The following is a 17,004-nucleotide window of genomic DNA, read 5'->3' on the forward strand; positions in this document are numbered from 1 at the left end:
GGCCGACAAATGCGATCACGCGCAATGAGCTTTCGGATCACGATCGCCTTCGCCCTCTCACTTGGCCTTCTTGTCTCCTGCAAGAGCGCCAGCGAACAAGCCATCACCGAAGCCCGCCAGCGTGTCGGCGGAGATCCCACTCGTGGTGCTTTCCTCATTCAGCGTTACGGATGCGGCGGCTGCCATCGCATTCCCGGCGTCATCGGAGCCGGCGGCAAAGCTGCTCCTTCGCTTGAGCATCTCACCACCGAGCCGTACATCTCCGGAAACCTGCCAACCACGCCCGATAATGTCATGCGATGGATCGAGTCGCCCCACACCATCCTGCCGCGCACCAAAATGCCCGAGACCGGAATGAGCCATGCTGATGCCCGTGACATCACGACCTATCTTTGGTCCCTTCGCTAACCTGCTGATTTTTCAATTGACCTCGTCCGCCATACGTCGTACTCTTTTTTCGTGAGCATCGCTTCTCCAACCTGCGTTCCTTGCTCCTCCCGTCGATGGTGGTCCTACACCGTCGTGTGCCTCTAGTCCGGGCACGTCTTCTTCGTTTTCCCTACATCCGAACTCAACTTTGCTGCAACGCATTTGCGTTTCGCGCAGGACCAATAGGACGAACTACATGCAAGCAGGCTCAACAAACTCTTCGGCTATTCCGACTACAGCTGCACAGGCTGGGGCCGACAACGTGTCCAACTCCATAGCAGAGTTGCTGCCCCTCCTGCTGGCCTCGCGCGATCTCACGCGCTCCCAGGCCGCGCAACTGGTCAATGCAATGCTTTCGTCCGAAACTCCCGACGCCCAGATCGCCGCTGCCTTCGCCTTGCTCGTCGCCAAGGGAGAAACATCCGACGAACTCGCCGGATTCGCCGATGCTCTCTACGATCGCGTTCAGCCCATCGACATCTCGGCCAATGTGCTCGATACTGCGGGAACCGGTGCAAGCCCGGTGAAGACCTTCAATGTGTCCAGCGCCGCCGCCTTCGTCATCGCTGCCGCCGGATGCGATATCGCCAAGCATGGAGCCCGCGCCTCCACCAGCCGATGCGGCAGCGCCGATGTGCTCACCGCTCTCGGCGTTCGCATTGACTGCGAAACCCAAATCGCCGAGCGATGTTTGCGCGAATTAGGAATCTGCTTCCTCTTCGCGCCCAAATACCATCCCGCCCTCGCCCGCGTCGCCTCTATCCGCCGTGCTCTCGGCATTCGTACCACTTTCAATCTTGTAGGCCCCATGGTTAGCCCCGGACGCGCACAGTACCGCCTGCTCGGCGTCGCCGATGAAGCCCGCATGCCGGTCGTTGCCGGAGCTCTTGCCCGCATCGGCGTCACTCGCGCTTGGGTCCTGCGCGGCGGAGATGGTCTTGATGAGATCACTACCTCCTGCCCCACTCGCATCCTCGAAGTTCATGACGGCCACGTCCGCGAACTGACGTTGTCGCCCCGAGATTTCGGCCTCACCCAGCGCTCCACCGGCGAAGCCAAAGCCGCTACCGTCGAGCAGAATGCCGCCACGGTTCGCGCCGTACTTTCCGGCCAACGCCGGGATGTCGCACGCGATCTCGTCGTGCTCAATGCCGCCGCCGCTCTCCACGTGCGCACCGGCGAAGGACTTCGCGAATGCGCCGAACGCGCCCAGTTTGCCATCGACGACGGCTCAGCCCTGCATAAGCTGGAGGCGCTTGCCACCATGTCGCACACGGCCTGCGAAAACGTCGATGGAGCTGCCCAGTGAGCGCCGAATTCCTCCAACGTGTGATGGACGCGAAGCGTCACGAACTCAGCCAGCTTGGCGACGAGATTCGCGAGCAGGTACGCGATCAGGCCATCGCCGCTCGCCGCGACCGCGCTCCGCGCTTCCGCCGTGAGCTGCTTTCGCACCCTACCGCCATCATTTCTGAGTTCAAGCGACACTCACCCTCCGCCGGAGAAATCCAGGCCGGAGCCGATCCCGTTGCCGTTGCCAGGATGTATGAGCAAGGCGGTGCCGCCGCCATGTCCGTGCTCACCGAGCCCGAGCACTTCAAAGGCTCACTCGACGATCTTAGCCGCGTAGCGTCTGCCGTTTCGCTTCCGCTCCTGCGCAAAGATTTCGCCGTTGATCGCCACCAGGTTTACGAAGCCGCCATCGCCGGAGCCGAAGCCATTCTCGTCATCGTCGCCGGACTCACCGATGCCGAAGCCCTCAAGCTTATGGACGCCGCGCACAACGTGCATCTTGATGCTCTCGTAGAGGTCCACACCGAGCAGGAATTCCGTCGTGCCGTCGCCCTCGGAGCCACGCTCATCGGCGTCAACAATCGCAATCTCAAAACTCTGCAGGTCTCGCTCGATACTTCGCTCGCACTTGCCTCGCTTGCTCCAGCCGAAGTCACTCTTGTTGCCGAGAGCGGTCTTCGCACGCGCCAGGACCTCGAGCGCCTTCAGGCCGTCGGCTACAAGGCATTCCTCATCGGCGAAACTCTCATGCGCTCCGGCGATCCGCTTTCGACCCTGCGCGAATTGCAGGGCATGGAGCAGAGAACGCGATGAAGCCCGTCGAGATCAAGATCTGCGGCATCACCCGCGTTGCCGACGCGCTCGAAGCCATCTCGCTCGGGGCCTCCATGCTGGGGCTGAATTTCTACCCGCGCAGCCCGCGCTCCGTCACTCTCAAGCAGGCGCAGTACATCGCCACTGCCGTCGCCAGGCGCGTAAAACTTGTCGGTGTATTCGTAAATATGAATCTACCGGAACTCCTCGACATCGCCCGCGCCGTGCCACTCGACGCCGTGCAGTTACACGGTGACGAGTCGCCTGCCGACTGCGAAGCCGTTGCCTTCGAGTTCCCGGTCATCCGCGCCCTCAAGGTCGGACCAGACTTCGACGAACGCCGGGCCGCTGCTTATTCCATCTGCCGAGGCCTGCTGCTCGACACACCCAGTCCCGCGCACGGCGGTACGGGCCATAACTTCGAGTGGAACCTTGTGCCATGGGCGCGCCTGCGCCATTCATCTGGAGTATCGCGTCTGTTTCTTGCCGGAGGTCTAAATGCCGCGAACGTCGCCCACGCCATCTCGGTCGCTCATCCCGATGTGGTCGATGTATGCAGCGGTGTCGAGTCGTCCCGAGGCGTAAAAAGCATCACCAGAATGCGCGAATTTGTTGCGGCCGTACGGGCCGCAGAGAGGCAACAGCAATGAAGGATCACGCAGTGTTGGAGAGCCTTTTAAGCGTCTCCGGCGAAGGCTACTTCGGCCCCTACGGCGGCCGCTTTGTAGCGGAAACCCTCATCGAGCCACTCGATGAACTCACCGCCGCCTTTGCCAAAGCGCGCCGCGACCCCAGCTTCCAGCAGGAACTCAGCTCCCTGCTCGCCGAGTTCAGCGGACGTCCCACGCCGCTCTATTTCGCCGAGCGCCTCACGGATTACGCTGGCGGCGCGCGCATATTCCTCAAGCGCGAAGACCTCTCGCACACCGGTTCGCACAAGATCAACAACGCGCTCGGGCAGGTCTTGCTCGCCCGCCGCATGGGCAAGCGCCGCATCATCGCAGAAACCGGAGCAGGGCAGCACGGTGTCGCAACCGCCACCGTCTGCGCGCGCTTCGGCCTCGACTGCATCGTGTATATGGGTGCCGAGGACATGAAGCGGCAGGCCCTCAACGTCTTCCGCATGCGCCTAATGGGTGCCGAAGTTCGCGGCGTCGAGGCCGGTTCCAAGACCCTCAAGGACGCCATCAACGAAGCCCTCCGCGACTGGGTCACCAACGTTCGCGACACTTACTATCTGCTTGGCTCCGCTCTTGGTCCGCATCCCTATCCCACCATGGTGCGCGAGTTCCAGCGCGTCATCGGCGACGAGGCTCGCGCCCAGGTGCTCGCCCGCGAAGGCCGACTGCCCGATGCCGTCGTCGCCTGTGTTGGCGGCGGGTCCAACGCCATCGGCGCGTTCACTGCCTTTGTTCCAGACAAAGACGTTCGCCTCATCGGCGTCGAAGCCGGAGGCCGTGGCGAATCTCTCGGCGATCATGCCGCCCGCTTCCACGGCGGGCTTCCCGGCGTTCTCCAGGGCACCTACAGCTACGTTCTTCAGGATGAAGACGGTCAGATCGCCGCGACCCACTCGGTTTCCGCCGGATTGGATTACGCCTCCGTCGGTCCCGAGCACGCGCATCTTCGCGAACTTGGCCGCGCCGAATACGTTTCGCAAAACGACCGCGAAGCTCTCGAAGCCTTCGATCTGCTCTCGCGTCAGGAGGGCATTATTCCCGCCCTCGAATCCTCGCACGCCGTAGCCTACGCGGTGAAACTTGCCCGCGAGCTCGGCAAGGGTAAATTGATGATTGTCAATCTTTCAGGACGCGGCGACAAAGACGTCGATACGGTCGCCAAGCTCAAGGAAGCTGGTGCCGAATGACCACTCGCTTGCAGCAGGCTTTCCAAGCCCTTCGCGCCACCGGACGCAAGGGCGTCATCCCCTACATCACCGCCGGTGATCCCGATCTCGACACCACCTACGAGCTGCTCGTCTCCATGGCGCGCGGTGGAGCCACAGCCATCGAACTCGGCGTGCCCTTCAGCGACCCTGCCGCCGACGGCCCAGTTATCCAGCGTGCCTGCGAGCGCGCCCTCGCGCGTGGTGTGAAGCTCAACGATGTGATCGAAGTCGCCGGCCGTGCTGCCCGCGATTCTGGCGTTCCCATCGTGCTCTTCAGCTATCTCAATCCCTTGCTGCGTCATGGCCTCGACCGACTCGCTGAAGATGCCGCCCGTGCCGGGCTCGCCGGAGTACTCGTTACCGACCTTCCCGCCGAATCCGCCAAGGGATTCTCCCAGGCGTTGCAGCATCGCGGACTCGACCTTGTCTCGCTAGTCGCGCCCACATCCACCTCCGAGCGCATCGCGCAAATCGCCGAGCACGCCACCGGATTCCTCTATGCCATCTCGGTCACGGGAGTCACTGGCGCGCGCCAGCAGTTAAGCGCCGATGCCTCGGCCCTGCTCGAGCGCATCCGCCGCGTCACTAATCTTCCCGTCGCTGTAGGCTTCGGCATCAGCAACGCCGAGCAGGCGCGCGAAGCGTGGTCTCAGGGTGCCGACGCCGTAATCGTTGGTTCCGCAATCGTCCGCAAGATCGAACAGTCTGGAGCCGAGGCTCCCCAGGAAGTTGAACGTTTCGTGCGCGAAATTCTTGCCGCACAGGCGGTGGAGGCGTAATTTCATGCTCGTATTAATGAATGTGAATGCAACAGAAGAACAGACTCAGGCGGTCTGCAAAAAGGTCGAGCAGCTTGGCTATCGTCCTCATCCGTTGCCCGGAGCCACGCGTTGCGCCATCGGCATTACCGGCAACAAGGGCGCAGTCGAGGCCGATGCGCTCAGCGAAATGCCCGGCGTAGCGGAGGTCATTGCCGTCTCCAAGCCTTACAAACTCGTTAGCCGCGACATGAAAGCCGAGGACACCGTTGTGCGCTTCACGGGTTCCGATGCCACCGTCGGCGGCCCTGAACTGGCCGTCATGGCTGGCCCCTGCTCGGTCGAGAGCCGCGATCAGCTTTTCCGCGTTGCTGAAGCGGTCGCCAAATCCGGCGCGCGTTTCCTCCGCGGAGGTGCCTTTAAGCCGCGCACCTCGCCCTACGCGTTCCAAGGCATGGGCGAAGCCGGACTCGAACTCATGGCTGCCGCCCGCGAGGAGTTCGGGCTGCTCGTCGTCACCGAGGCAGTCGATCACGAGTCGCTCGCGCTCGTCGATCAGTACGCCGACATGATCCAGATCGGCGCGCGCAACATGCAGAACTTCGCTTTGCTCAAGCTTGCCGGACGCGCCTCCCGCCCGGTGCTGCTCAAGCGCGGCATGGCCGCTACCCTCGACGAACTGCTCATGGCTGCCGAATACGTCATGAGCGAAGGCAACTACAACGTCGTTCTCTGTGAACGCGGCATCCGTACCTTTGCCGACCACACCCGCAATACGCTCGACCTCAGCATCGTCCCTGCCGCGCGCAAACTCACTCATCTGCCCATCATCATCGATCCCAGCCACGCCGCCGGAAAGCGCGACAAAGTTGCGCCACTAGCCCGCGCCGGAGTTGCCGTGGGAGCCGACGGCATCATCGTCGAGGTCCACTGCGAGCCCGAGAAGGCTCTCTCCGACGGCGCGCAGTCGCTCTACCCCGATCAGTTCGCCACCATGATCGCCGACCTCCGACGCATCGCCGAAGTCGTCGGACGCACCATGTACGATCCGCAACACTCTGAAGTCGCCGAGGTCGCAGCCAAGTGAGCGCCGTGATTTCCGATTTCGCCGATTTCTGTCGCCTCGCCTCGCACGGTGGGCTCGTCGCCGTTACCGAAACGGTTTCCGCCGACCTGCTCACGCCGCTGTCGGCCTATCTGCGCATCGCGCAATCCGCCGAGCGCTCGTTCCTGCTTGAGTCCGTCGAGGGCGGCGAACACCTTGCGCGTTACTCGTTCCTTGGTGCGGGTCCTGCCATGGTCGTCCGCACCCGCAATGGCGTAACCACGGTCGAAGACGAAAGCGGCACCCGCGAGGAGCCAGGTACTGCCGTCGATGTCCTCCGCCGCGAGTTTGCCAACCGCAAGCTATCTGCTGCCGAGAGCACCGCTCCCATGGCCGGGGGTTGCGTTGGATATCTTGGCTACGCCGCCTCCGCCTGGTTCGATGGAGCCATGCAGGCCGTCCCCGGCTCCGGCGACGAAGCCTGCTTCCTCATCTTCCGCACCGTGCTTGCCTTCGATCACGCGCGCCAGCAGATCCAGATTCGCACCCTCGCCGAAGTCACTCCCGGCGCGTCCGAATCCGAGCTTCGCCAGCGCTTCGACGAAGCCACGGCCAAGAATCGCGAAGTCGTTCGCAAACTCAGCGCCGCCGTCGAGTTGCCGCTCAAATCCATCTCCCTTGCCGGAGCCGGAGAAGCCGATTTCCAATCCAACTTCGCCCGCGTCGAGTTCGAGCGCGCGGTAGCCGAAGGCAAGGAACTGATCTATGCCGGTGAGTGCTTCCAGATCGTGTTGTCGCAGCGCTTCCATCGCAAGACTCGCGCCAACGCCGTCGCGCTCTATCGCGCCCTGCGTGCCACCAATCCGTCGCCCTACATGTTCCTTTTGAATTTCGGACGCACTGCTGAAGGAGGCGAGCGTGCTCTCATCGGAGCCTCTCCCGAAATGCTCGTCCGCTGCCGCCATAGCGAGCTCACCTATCGCCCCATCGCAGGAACCCGGATCCGCGGCGTCAACGCCGAAGAAGACGCCTTGCTCGCCGAGGAACTGCTTGCCGACGAAAAAGAGCGAGCCGAGCACATGATGCTCGTCGATCTCGGACGCAACGACCTTGGCCGCGTCGCCCGCTACGGCACCGTGAAAGTCGCGCGCCTCATGACCGTCGAGAAGTATTCGCACGTCCAGCACCTTGTCACCGAATTGAAAGCCGAGCTCCGTCCCGAGCTCGACCGCTTCGACGCGCTCGGTGCCTGTTTCCCCGCCGGAACCGTCACAGGTGCGCCCAAGATTCGCGCCATGCAGGGCATTGCCGATCTCGAACGCGGCCCGCGTGACGCCTACTCCGGCGCCGTGCTTTACGCCGATTACGCCAACAATCTCGACTCCTGCATTACCATCCGCACCATCGAACTTTCCGGCGACGAAATCAGCGTCCAGGCCGGAGCCGGAATCGTGGCCGACTCCGTCCCCGCCATGGAGTGGGAAGAAACCATCAACAAGTCACGTGCGCTGCGCCGTGCCGTAGCCTTGGCTGAAATCAACGGCTAGCGGAGACAAACTTATGTTGCTTGTCATCGACAACTACGATTCGTTCACCTACAACCTGGTGCAGTTCCTCGGCGAACTCGGAGCCGACCCCGTCGTGCGCCGCAACGACCAGATTCCGGTCGAGGAAATCGCCAACAGCTCCTATCGCGGCATCGTTATCTCACCCGGCCCGGGTGTGCCCAGTGACGCCGGTATCTCGCTCGATGTCATACGCCAGCTCGGAGGCCGCCTTCCCATTCTCGGCGTCTGCCTTGGCCACCAGGCCATCGGAGAGGCTTTTGGAGGCCGCATTGTTCGCGCACCGCAGCCCATCCACGGCAAGAGCAGCCGCGTAAAACACGATGGACGCGGCATCTTCGCCGGAGTTCCCAATTCAATCGAGGTCGCTCGCTACCATTCGCTCGTCATCGAGCCGGAAACTTGCCCACCCGAGCTCGAAGTCACGGCCCAGACCTCCGATGGCATCATCATGGGTGTGCGTCACCGCACCTTGCCGATCGAGGGCGTACAGTTCCATCCCGAATCTGTCCTCACCAGCAACGGCATGCTGATTCTTTCCAATTTCGTACAACTATGCGGTCGAGCCTCCGTTTTGGCATGAACGGATACATCTTTTCCACTTCGATTCGCGTTCTATCTAGCAGGGTAAGAAGGAGATAGAAACGCTATATGAACAACGGAAAGCTGTGTTCCCTCGCTCTTGCGCTCTCGCTGGCTGTGCCGGCCCTTGCCGCTCCCCAGCAGAAGGATGCAGTGCCTCCCGCTGCGGCTCAGGCCGCTGCGCAGAGCTTGGATGCCATCCCAGCCTTGCCGGTACACAAGTCAAAAACTCAGCCGGCCAACGAGGAAGATCGCATCGCACGCGAGGTCCGGCACGAGCTCGTCATGCAGCCCTACTACACCATCTGGGACTGGCTCGCCTTCCGCGTCAACGGCAGCACAGTCGAACTGCTCGGCGACGTCAACAGCAGCGGCCTTCATAGCGACGCCGTCAACAGCGTCAAGCACATTGAAGGCGTCGAGAAGGTCATCGATCACATCACCGACCTGCCGCCCTCGCCCATGGACGACCGCATCCGCCACGAGGTGGCGCGCTCCATCTTCGGCTGGGCTGATCTGTCGCGTTATAGCTGGTCTGCCGTGCCCAGCATTCACATCGTCGTAAACGGTGGCCGCGTCCGCCTCGAAGGCGTTGTTGACACCAAGCAGGACAAGGATGCCGCCTTCCTGCGTGCCAACCAGGTCCCCGGCGTATTCCAGGTGACCAATAATCTCCGCGTCGTCAAAAGCTAATCGCGCAGCAAGAGTCCTCAGGGTGCCCCACCTTTAACTCGCTTGCGAGTTTAGGGTGGGGTCGTTGCTCTTGCTTTTGCTCTTGTGTTTGCTTTTGCCTTTACCCTTGCCTTTGCCCTTGCCTTTAAGTTGTCATCCCGAGCGAAGTTGAGGGACCCCTACCCCCGCCACCGCCCTCGATTGCCCTCGCCCTCGCTAGTGCGCACCCCCCATCCGTCCCTGTCCCAATGTTGCACTTCTCGGTGTCGCCAATCCTTGCATACCGGCAGCTTTTCGGGCTAAGGTCATTCCCGGTCAGGGTTACACAGCAACACCTCGGGAATGAGGCACTTTGCCCTACTGTGCCAGAGTTCACCAAAGATTTACACTGGCTTTATAGCCCTGAAAAGTTAAGGGCGCAGTATTGGATCATTATGCTTCGCAGCACCATGACAGAGAGCACTCCAACACCGTTTGCCAACCTTGGGAAGAAGATCCCCTGGGCGCGTCCGTTTCTCCCTCTCCGCCGTCTGGATCGCATCTACGCAGGCGCGCTTGCCAATCCCGGCGACAACCTTTTCGACGGCATTCTGCGCGAGATGCAGGTTGAGTACACCACGCCCGAGGCCGAGCTCAAGCACGTCCCGACCACAGGACCCGCCGTTGTTTTTGCCAATCATCCTTACGGCATGCTCGACGGCATCCTCATGGGCTCGTTGCTTCTGCATATCCGTCCCGACGTCAAGATTCTTGCCAACCAGCTCCTTGGCTATCTCGAAGAGCTCGCGCCGCACTTCATCATGGTCGATAACATGATGGGCGAGGGGCACGAAGAGGCCAACCGTCGTGGAATCCGCGAAGCTCTCGACTGGCTGCGCAAGGGACACATGCTCGTCGTTTTCCCCGCCGGGGAAGTCGCCTCCTGGAGCCGTCATCACCGCCGCGTGCTCGATCCGCAGTGGAATCGCAACATGGCCCGCATCGCGCGCATGGCCAACGCCACCAGCGTCCCCTGCTACATTTCTGGAAAGAACAGTGTCGGCTTCCATCTCGCCGGAATCATCAACCCGCGCCTGCGTACGCTCTTCCTGCCGCATGAGCTCATCAACAAGCGCGGACGCAACGTCGAGATCCGTCTCGGTGCTCCGGTCGAAGCCGAAACCCTCAAGGCCGTGAAAGATGATGAGAAGGCCATCGACCTTCTCCGCTGGAACAGCTCCTTGCTTTCGTTGCGCGACCGCATTCGTTCTCCGCGCACCCGCTTTTTCCCCACACGTTGGCAGCCCCGGCACGCCGTAGCTCCGCCGCAGGATCCCGCCGTGCTCCGTCGCGAACTTGAGTCGCTGCCGCCCGAAGCTCTGCTCGTCACGGCGAGCAAAATGAGCGTCTATGCCCTCAGTTCCCGCCAGGCGCCGCACATCGTCCGCGAACTCGGACGTCTCCGCGAGCTCACCTTCCGCGCCTCGGGTGAGGGAACAGGCAAGGCTCGCGACCTCGACCGCTTCGACGTGTACTACACCCATCTCGTGCTGTGGAACGAAGAGCGCCAGGAGATCGCCGGAGCCTATCGCGTTTGCAATGTGCAGGATGTCGTGCGCCGCTATGGCCTGCGCGGCCTCTACACTGCCACGCTGTTCCGCTTCAAGCCGCAGTTCTTCGCCAAGGTCGGCCCTGCCATGGAGCTTGGCCGCTCCTTCGTTGCTCTCGATTACCAGAGACAGTACGCACCGCTGCTCATTCTCTGGAAGGGAATTGGCACCTATCTTGTGCGGCATCCGGAGACCCCGATTCTCTTCGGAGCCGTCAGCATCAGTGCCGACTACACTCCGGCCTCGCGCCAGGTGCTTACCAGCTTTCTCAGCGCTCATACGGTCGATGCCGAGTTGCTCAAGATGCTGCGTCCCAAGAATCCGCCGCGCACCTCTGCCGAAAATGTGCAGGAGCCGGAACTCTTCGCCCGCGTCTTCTCTCTCGAAGACATTTCCGATTGGGTCAGCATGTTCGAGAGCGACGGCAAGGGTGTCCCCATTCTCGTCAAGCACTATATGAAACTCGGCGGCAAGTTCCTCGGCTTCAATGTCGATGCCAAGTTCTCCAACGTGCTCGACGGACTTCTTTTAGTGGACCTGCGTCAGGCCAAGCCCGACCTGCTTGCCCGCTACTTTACCCGCGAAGGCGCAAACGAATTCCTCCGAATCCACGGCGCTCTTCCCGCTCCCAAGGTCGAGGAACCCGAGCCCGAACCCGCCCTCGTGCCGTAGCTCTTTACCGGTGCTCCGGTTAGCGCCTTTTCTGGGCCCTACCCGGGTGCCAAACTGTCAGGACCCATGTTCGCCGCAAGCTTTCTCTTCACGGCAGCATGGGATTTTTTTTCGTCTCGATCTTTCAAAAGGCCGACCTCAATCCCCGTTCACTCATACAAACCTCCTGCATTTGCTCCCATCCCAATGATTGCGATATCGTTTTCTTCCCATGGCGGCGACCAACACAAATCAGTGGAATCCGGCAGTGCTCTCCATCGGGCTGCTCACGTTGCTCGACAAGGTCCCTGACCGCGCCAGCAAGAAAAACGTCCATCGTCTGCGCACCACCGTCCGCCGTCTCGAAGCCCAGCTCGACGGCTGTCCTCGCAAGGTGGCGAAATCCCTGAAGTCTCTCCGCAAGAAAGCCGGAAAAGTTCGCGACATCGACGTGCATCTCGGAATTCTCGACACTCCGCTTGTTCACTCGCCCAGCGGTTCTCGCCGCCGCGCCAATGCCAATGCGGATGCAAAGGAGCAGGACAAGCTCTGCCGAATCCTCAAGTCTGATCGCAAGCGCCAGTCCAGCGGCTTGCGCCAGCTTGTCTCCGACTCCGCGCCGCGACTTAAGAAGAAGCTTCCTCCCCTCGCCGAGCAGGCGTCGAAAAAAGAGCCCAATGCGCAGGATGCTCATCAGCTCTGCGCCCGTGCCCGCAAGCAGTTCATGCAGTGGACGCGCACTGTTTCCAGCGATGAAGCCCGCCTGCATCGTCTTCGCATCAACACCAAGATGTTGCGCTACCAACTCGAACCGCTCGAGCACTTTGACGAACCCGCCGAGCTAGCCGAAAAATTCAAGCAGGTGCAGGATGCAATTGGCATCTGGCACGACTGGTCCACTCTCACGCAATTGGCCGAACGCGAGCTGAAGTCTTCAAATGATGGCCGTCTCCACGCTGCGCTTCAGTCCGGAACCCGCCGCGAATATCGCAAAGCGCTCCGGGCCACTCAGAACCTTCACGCATGGATGTCTCGTCCTGCTCACCCCGCTTCCCGGTCCCTCAGACTCGTGCGTAAGGCAAGCTAATCGATGGCGACACTGGCCGCCGTTGATATCGGTGCAAACTCGGTTCGTTTGAAGATTGCGCGTCTCGTGCGCAAGCGCCTTCAGGTGCTGCACGAGGATCGCGAAGTCGTGCGCCTCGGCGAAGCCGTTTTCCGCGGAGGAGCGCTCGACCCTGCGGCCATGGAGCAGACCGTCCGTGTCCTCCGCCGCTTCGGCAAAGCCACTCAGGCTTACGGAGCCAACCAGGTGCGTGTCGTCGCCACCAGCGCTCTGCGCGACGCCAACAACGGACAGGCTTTCGTGCAGTGGGTTCGGGCCGCCACCGGCTGGCGCGTCGAGGTCGTCAGCGGAGTTGAAGAAGGCCGCCTCATTCACCTCGGCGTCATGGCCAACGCGCGCGTCGGCAGCGGACGCGTCCTGCTTATCGATCTCGGAGGCGGGAGTTGCGAACTCATCGTCTCCAGCAAGGGCCAGATCGAGCACGTGTACAGCCTGCCTCTCGGAGCCGTCCGCCTCACCCGCGAATTCCTCAAGCACGACCCGCCGACCGAAACCGAACTCGACCAGATGCGCAGCTACATCGGCGAAGAAGTCGGACGCGTCCGCCGCATCCTCACCGAGCACAAGATCAACCTGACCATCGCCACCTCCGGCACCCCCGCCGCCCTCAGCGACGTATGGTCTGCCGGGCAGGATGCGCCCACCCCGACCGTTCCTCGCGCCGGACTGCTGCGCCTGACCAAGAAGCTGTCTAGCCTCCCCGTCGAGCAGCGTCGCGCGCTCAAGGGCATCGGTCCTCGCCGCGCCGAAATCATCATTGCCGGAGCCCACGTCTTCTCCGAACTGTTCACCGCGCTCGACCTCACCAGCTTCCGCTACCTGCCCTACGGGCTTCGCGACGGAGTCCTCGCCCAGATGGCTGCCGACGTCGAAGACATCGGCATCAGCAAGCAGCTCGAAAGCGAACGCGACAACGCCATCCTTAATCTCGCCGCGCATTACCAGGTCGACTTGCGCTTCGCTTCGCACGTTGCCGAACACGCGCAGCGTTTCTTCAAAATTCTCGAACCCATACACCACCTGCCGTCCGAGTACGCGAGCCTGCTCAACGCCGCCGCGATGCTGCACGAGGTCGGCTCGTTCGTTAGCCGCGCCGGACGCCGCCGCCACGCTTTCTACATCCTCAGTCACTCGGAACTGCTCGGCTTCACCATGCCGCAGCGCCGCTTCATTGCCGCCATCGCGCGTTACCTGGGTAAGTCAAAAATCACGCCCACCAGCCCGCCCGTGCGCGTGCTTGCGCCCGCCGACCGTCTTCTGCTTCCTCGTGCTGTCATGTTGTTGCGTCTGGCTCGTGCGGTAGAGCAGGGGAGACGCGCCGCGGTGCTCAATTTTCGTGCGCGTATTTCGCCCAAGGCCGTGCACCTCACGCTCGTCACTCGCCCCACTGGAGCAGAGTTAGAACTGTGGGCCTTGGCCCGCGAAGCCAATCTTTTTCAGGAAGTCTTTGGCCGTTCGTTGACCTGCGTCGAGGTGTAGGCCGTCTTCAGCAGGCGCGGCGTCACCAGCCAGTTCAGCACGCTGCGCTTCGGACCCATCTCCACCCGCGCCACGCTGCCCTTCTTCATCTCGACTGCCTTCTGGCTCGTGCCATTCGTCACCAGCATCGAGAGAAACTGGCTGAAATTCGGATTGTGTCCCACCACCATCACCGATTCCAGATCCCTGATCTGCATCAGCAACTGCCGGAAGCGTTCGAAATCCGCCGTAGGCAGCAGCGCCGGAGTCCGCTCAATCCGCAGCTCATAATCAATCTCATTACCTACGAATGAAGCCGTCTGCATCGCCCGTTTCAGTGGACTCGACAGTATCAAATCCACATGCGTATCCAGCGCATTCAGAAACCGCCCTGCATACCGGCACTGCTCGATGCCTTCCTTGTCGAGCGGACGCTTGTCGTCCTGCGCCGGATTCGCCCGCTTCTGCCCCGCATTCGCGTGCCGCAAAAAATAGACAATCATCGATCTTCGCGCGCCTTCACTCTCGCCTTTGCCTTCGCTCTTGCCTTTGCCTCTGCTCTTGCCTTTGCCTCTGCCCCTGCTCTTGCCTTTGCCTCTGCTCTTGCCTTTGCCCTTGCCTTTGCTCCAAGTTTCGGTGTCATCCTGAGCGCAGCGAAGGACCCCAGCCGCCGTTAGCATTTGCTCCCCCGCCCCAGGTCACCAACCACAAGGCCCTAAATCTACCGATGCATCACCCTGACCCTCGGCTTCGCCACTCTCCTCCGCACCGGCCTCACCGGAACATCCGGAATCGCCGAAACATCGCGTTTACCTTCGGCCACGTCGATCAGGAAATCCTGTGCGCTGAACGGCGCTGGCTTCCCTTTGTGCTGCAGGTGAACATACGTCCCGCCGCGTTGCAGAATCCGCGCTTTCACGTTGTCCGCCAGGTAGGCTTCCAAAATCTCGTGCCGCACCCGATCCCTCAGCAGCGGATCGCGCAACGGGAACACCACCTCGACACGCTCATACAGATTCCGCGGCATCCAGTCGGCGCTTCCAAGATAAATTTCCTCTTCTCCGCCGTTCTGGAAGTAATAGATGCGGCTATGTTCCAGGAAGCGGCCTACAATGCTGCGCACTCGAATTCTGTCGCTCACTCCGCGAATCCCCGGATTCAGCGAGCATATCCCGCGTACGATGAGGTCGATCTGCACTCCCGCCTGCGATGCGCGATACAACTCCTGCACCACGTTCTTGTCGAGCAGGGAATTGACCTTCGCGATAATCCTTGCCGGCTTGCCTGCCCGCGCATGGTCGGCCTCGCGTGCAATCAGGTTCGCCACACGTTCCGCCAGGTCCACCGGAGCCACCAGCAGCGGGTTGTAGTTCGGCTGCTCCGAGTACGCCGTCAGGAAATTGAAAACATTGTGTACGGCAAACGTAATGTCCGGACTCGCCGTCATCAGGCTCATGTCCGTGTAAAACGCGGCTGTCGTGGGATTGTAGTTCCCCGTCCCCAGATGGCAATACCTTCGCATGACTCCATCCGGATCCTTGCGCACGATCAGCGTCAGCTTGCAGTGCGTCTTCAGCCCCACCAGTCCGTGAAACACCTGCACGCCCGCGTCTTCCAACTCACGCGCCCACTTGATGTTCGACGCTTCATCGAACCGCGCCTTCACCTCGACAACGGTCGTGACTTCCTTCGTTGCCGCCGCCCGTATCAGAGCTTCGATAATCGGAGAATTCGAATTCGTGCGATACAGCGTCTGCTTGATCGATAGCACCGCCGGGTCTTCCGCCGCCGCCTCGATAAACGACACCACCGTGTCATAGTTGTCAAAAGGATGATGCAGCAGTACATCTCTCTGCCGCAGCGCAGCCCATATATCGCGCGTCCCCTTTGGCAGCGACCATTCCTTCGGCTGGAAAGGCTTGAACTTCAGGTCCGGGCGATTCACGCTCGTGTACAGGTCCATCAGCCGCGACAGGTTCACCGGCCCCGGCGTGCGATACACCTGCCAATCCTGCAACTCAAACACCGTCTGCAAACGTGAAACGATGTCGGCGCTTGCGTCCGAATCAATCTCCAGCCGCACCGCATCGCCCTTGCGCCGATTGTGCAGCTCCGTGCGCACCGACTCCAACACCGAGCGCGATTCTTCTTCCTGCAAATACAGATTGCTGTTTCGCGTAATGCGAAACGCGCCTTCGCTCAGAATCTCGTATCCCCTGTACATCCGCCCTGCGTGCAGCCCCACCAGGTCGGCCAGCGGAATAAACGAATCCCCCCGCGAATCAGGTAGCCGCACAAGCCTGGGCAACGAGCGCGGCACGGTTACCACGCCCATATAGTTCGGAGCGTTTGCCCGCGAGCGACGTCTGCGCCGCAGCAGCAATGCCTGGCATAGCGCCTTGTGTATCACTCGTGGAAAAGGATGCGCCGGATCGACCGTCACCGGAGTCAGCAGCGCATCGAGTTCATTGCGGCAGTACTCGTCCACCACCTCGCGCTGCGTATCGTTCAAATCGTCCAGCGAATGCACCCGGATGCGGTGTTCGGCCAGCGCCGGAAGCAGCTTTTCGTTCCAGCACTCATACTGCTCACGCACAAATTCATGCGTAGCGCCTACCAGCAGTTCCTGCTCATCCGCCGGAGTCAGTCCATCCGGCCCGGGCTCCACCTGTCCTTCTTCCAGATGCTGCAACAATCCTGCAATTCGGATTTCAAAAAACTCATCCAGGTTACTGGCCGTGATTGCCAGGAACTTCACTCGCTCCAGCAGGGGATTGCTCTCGTCCTCCGCCTCGGCCAGCACACGACGATTAAAGGCGAGCCACGATAAGCTTCGGTTGAGGTAAAACTCCGGATTCGCAAGCGAGCGAGGCGGCATAGCCAATCAGTGTACTGCGTTCAGAGCTCTCAACGGCGCACCAGCCGCGAATTGTAACCTTGCGTTCATAAATCCCAGCCCGCGCGTCCGCATCCAACTGCTCAGGGTGGCCTCCTCCTCAGGGTGGCCCACATCCGCTATTTTTTGGCGAGTGTGGGAGAGCAGTTCAGCGGATGCCTCTTTGGGAGAGCAGCCCCGGAACGCCCTCTTTTGGCGAAGTAGGAATAGCGGCCTGTTTTACATGCACCCGCCCCTGA

General features: G+C 61.4%; 15 protein-coding genes. 13 read left to right on the forward strand and 2 right to left on the reverse strand.

Annotation, left to right across the window (positions count from 1 at the left end; all coding sequences use genetic code 11):
* Positions 1–9: 9 nt before the first annotated feature.
* The 13 genes from AC6IY8_RS01255 to AC6IY8_RS01315 all read left to right on the forward strand — a co-directional run bounded on the left by AC6IY8_RS01255 (position 10) and on the right by AC6IY8_RS01315 (position 13,890).
* The gene (locus tag AC6IY8_RS01255; RefSeq protein WP_497776827.1) at positions 10–408 is read left to right on the forward strand and encodes a c-type cytochrome; all 399 of its coding nucleotides are present in this window, start codon (positions 10–12) and stop codon (positions 406–408) included.
* A 217-nt stretch (positions 409–625) separates the two neighbouring features.
* Complete coding sequence (trpD, locus tag AC6IY8_RS01260; RefSeq protein ID WP_497776829.1) at positions 626–1,738, forward strand: anthranilate phosphoribosyltransferase; 1,113 nt, start codon at positions 626–628, stop codon at positions 1,736–1,738.
* Entirely contained in the window at positions 1,735–2,535 is an 801-nt protein-coding gene (gene trpC, locus AC6IY8_RS01265) for an indole-3-glycerol phosphate synthase TrpC (protein ID WP_497776831.1), read from the forward strand. Before trpD ends, trpC begins: the two co-directional genes overlap by 4 nt.
* Positions 2,532–3,185, forward strand: a complete 654-nt coding sequence (locus AC6IY8_RS01270; protein ID WP_497776833.1) for a phosphoribosylanthranilate isomerase — start codon at positions 2,532–2,534, stop codon at positions 3,183–3,185. Before trpC ends, AC6IY8_RS01270 begins: the two co-directional genes overlap by 4 nt.
* The gene (trpB, locus tag AC6IY8_RS01275) at positions 3,182–4,402 is read left to right on the forward strand and encodes a tryptophan synthase subunit beta (RefSeq protein WP_497776834.1); all 1,221 of its coding nucleotides are present in this window, start codon (positions 3,182–3,184) and stop codon (positions 4,400–4,402) included. The genes AC6IY8_RS01270 and trpB overlap by 4 nt, the downstream gene beginning before the upstream one ends.
* Positions 4,399–5,202 carry a tryptophan synthase subunit alpha gene (trpA, locus tag AC6IY8_RS01280; RefSeq protein ID WP_497776835.1) on the forward strand — a complete coding sequence of 268 codons (804 nt, stop codon included), beginning with the start codon at positions 4,399–4,401 and terminating at the stop codon, positions 5,200–5,202. Before trpB ends, trpA begins: the two co-directional genes overlap by 4 nt.
* A 4-nt stretch (positions 5,203–5,206) precedes the next feature.
* Entirely contained in the window at positions 5,207–6,268 is a 1,062-nt protein-coding gene (aroF, locus tag AC6IY8_RS01285) for a 3-deoxy-7-phosphoheptulonate synthase (protein ID WP_497776836.1), read from the forward strand.
* Entirely contained in the window at positions 6,265–7,773 is a 1,509-nt protein-coding gene (locus tag AC6IY8_RS01290) for an anthranilate synthase component I family protein (RefSeq protein WP_497776838.1), read from the forward strand. Before aroF ends, AC6IY8_RS01290 begins: the two co-directional genes overlap by 4 nt.
* A gap of 13 nt (positions 7,774–7,786) precedes the next feature.
* On the forward strand, positions 7,787–8,374 hold the full coding sequence (locus tag AC6IY8_RS01295; protein ID WP_497776840.1) for an anthranilate synthase component II: 588 nt from the start codon (positions 7,787–7,789) through the stop codon (positions 8,372–8,374).
* A 68-nt stretch (positions 8,375–8,442) separates the two neighbouring features.
* Positions 8,443–9,066, forward strand: a complete 624-nt coding sequence (locus AC6IY8_RS01300) for a BON domain-containing protein (RefSeq protein WP_497776841.1) — start codon at positions 8,443–8,445, stop codon at positions 9,064–9,066.
* 413 nt (positions 9,067–9,479) lie between these two features.
* Positions 9,480–11,306 carry a bifunctional lysophospholipid acyltransferase family protein/GNAT family N-acetyltransferase gene (locus tag AC6IY8_RS01305; RefSeq protein WP_497776843.1) on the forward strand — a complete coding sequence of 609 codons (1,827 nt, stop codon included), beginning with the start codon at positions 9,480–9,482 and terminating at the stop codon, positions 11,304–11,306.
* A gap of 211 nt (positions 11,307–11,517) precedes the next feature.
* Positions 11,518–12,372 (forward strand): CHAD domain-containing protein, encoded by an 855-nt coding sequence (locus AC6IY8_RS01310; protein WP_497776846.1) that lies wholly within the window; start codon positions 11,518–11,520, stop codon positions 12,370–12,372.
* A gap of 3 nt (positions 12,373–12,375) precedes the next feature.
* Entirely contained in the window at positions 12,376–13,890 is a 1,515-nt protein-coding gene (locus AC6IY8_RS01315; protein WP_497776847.1) for a Ppx/GppA phosphatase family protein, read from the forward strand.
* Here the strand turns inward: AC6IY8_RS01315 and sixA are convergent.
* Both sixA and ppk1 read right to left on the reverse strand, forming a co-directional pair.
* Positions 13,848–14,549: a phosphohistidine phosphatase SixA gene (gene sixA, locus AC6IY8_RS01320; RefSeq protein ID WP_497776848.1), complete on the reverse strand. Its 702-nt coding sequence runs from the start codon at positions 14,547–14,549 to the stop codon at positions 13,848–13,850. The genes AC6IY8_RS01315 and sixA overlap by 43 nt on opposite strands.
* Before the next feature lie 41 nt (positions 14,550–14,590).
* Positions 14,591–16,747, reverse strand: a complete 2,157-nt coding sequence (gene ppk1, locus AC6IY8_RS01325) for a polyphosphate kinase 1 (protein ID WP_497776850.1) — start codon at positions 16,745–16,747, stop codon at positions 14,591–14,593.
* Positions 16,748–17,004 lie beyond the last annotated feature (257 nt).

The organism is Koromonas soli (assembly GCF_059726265.1).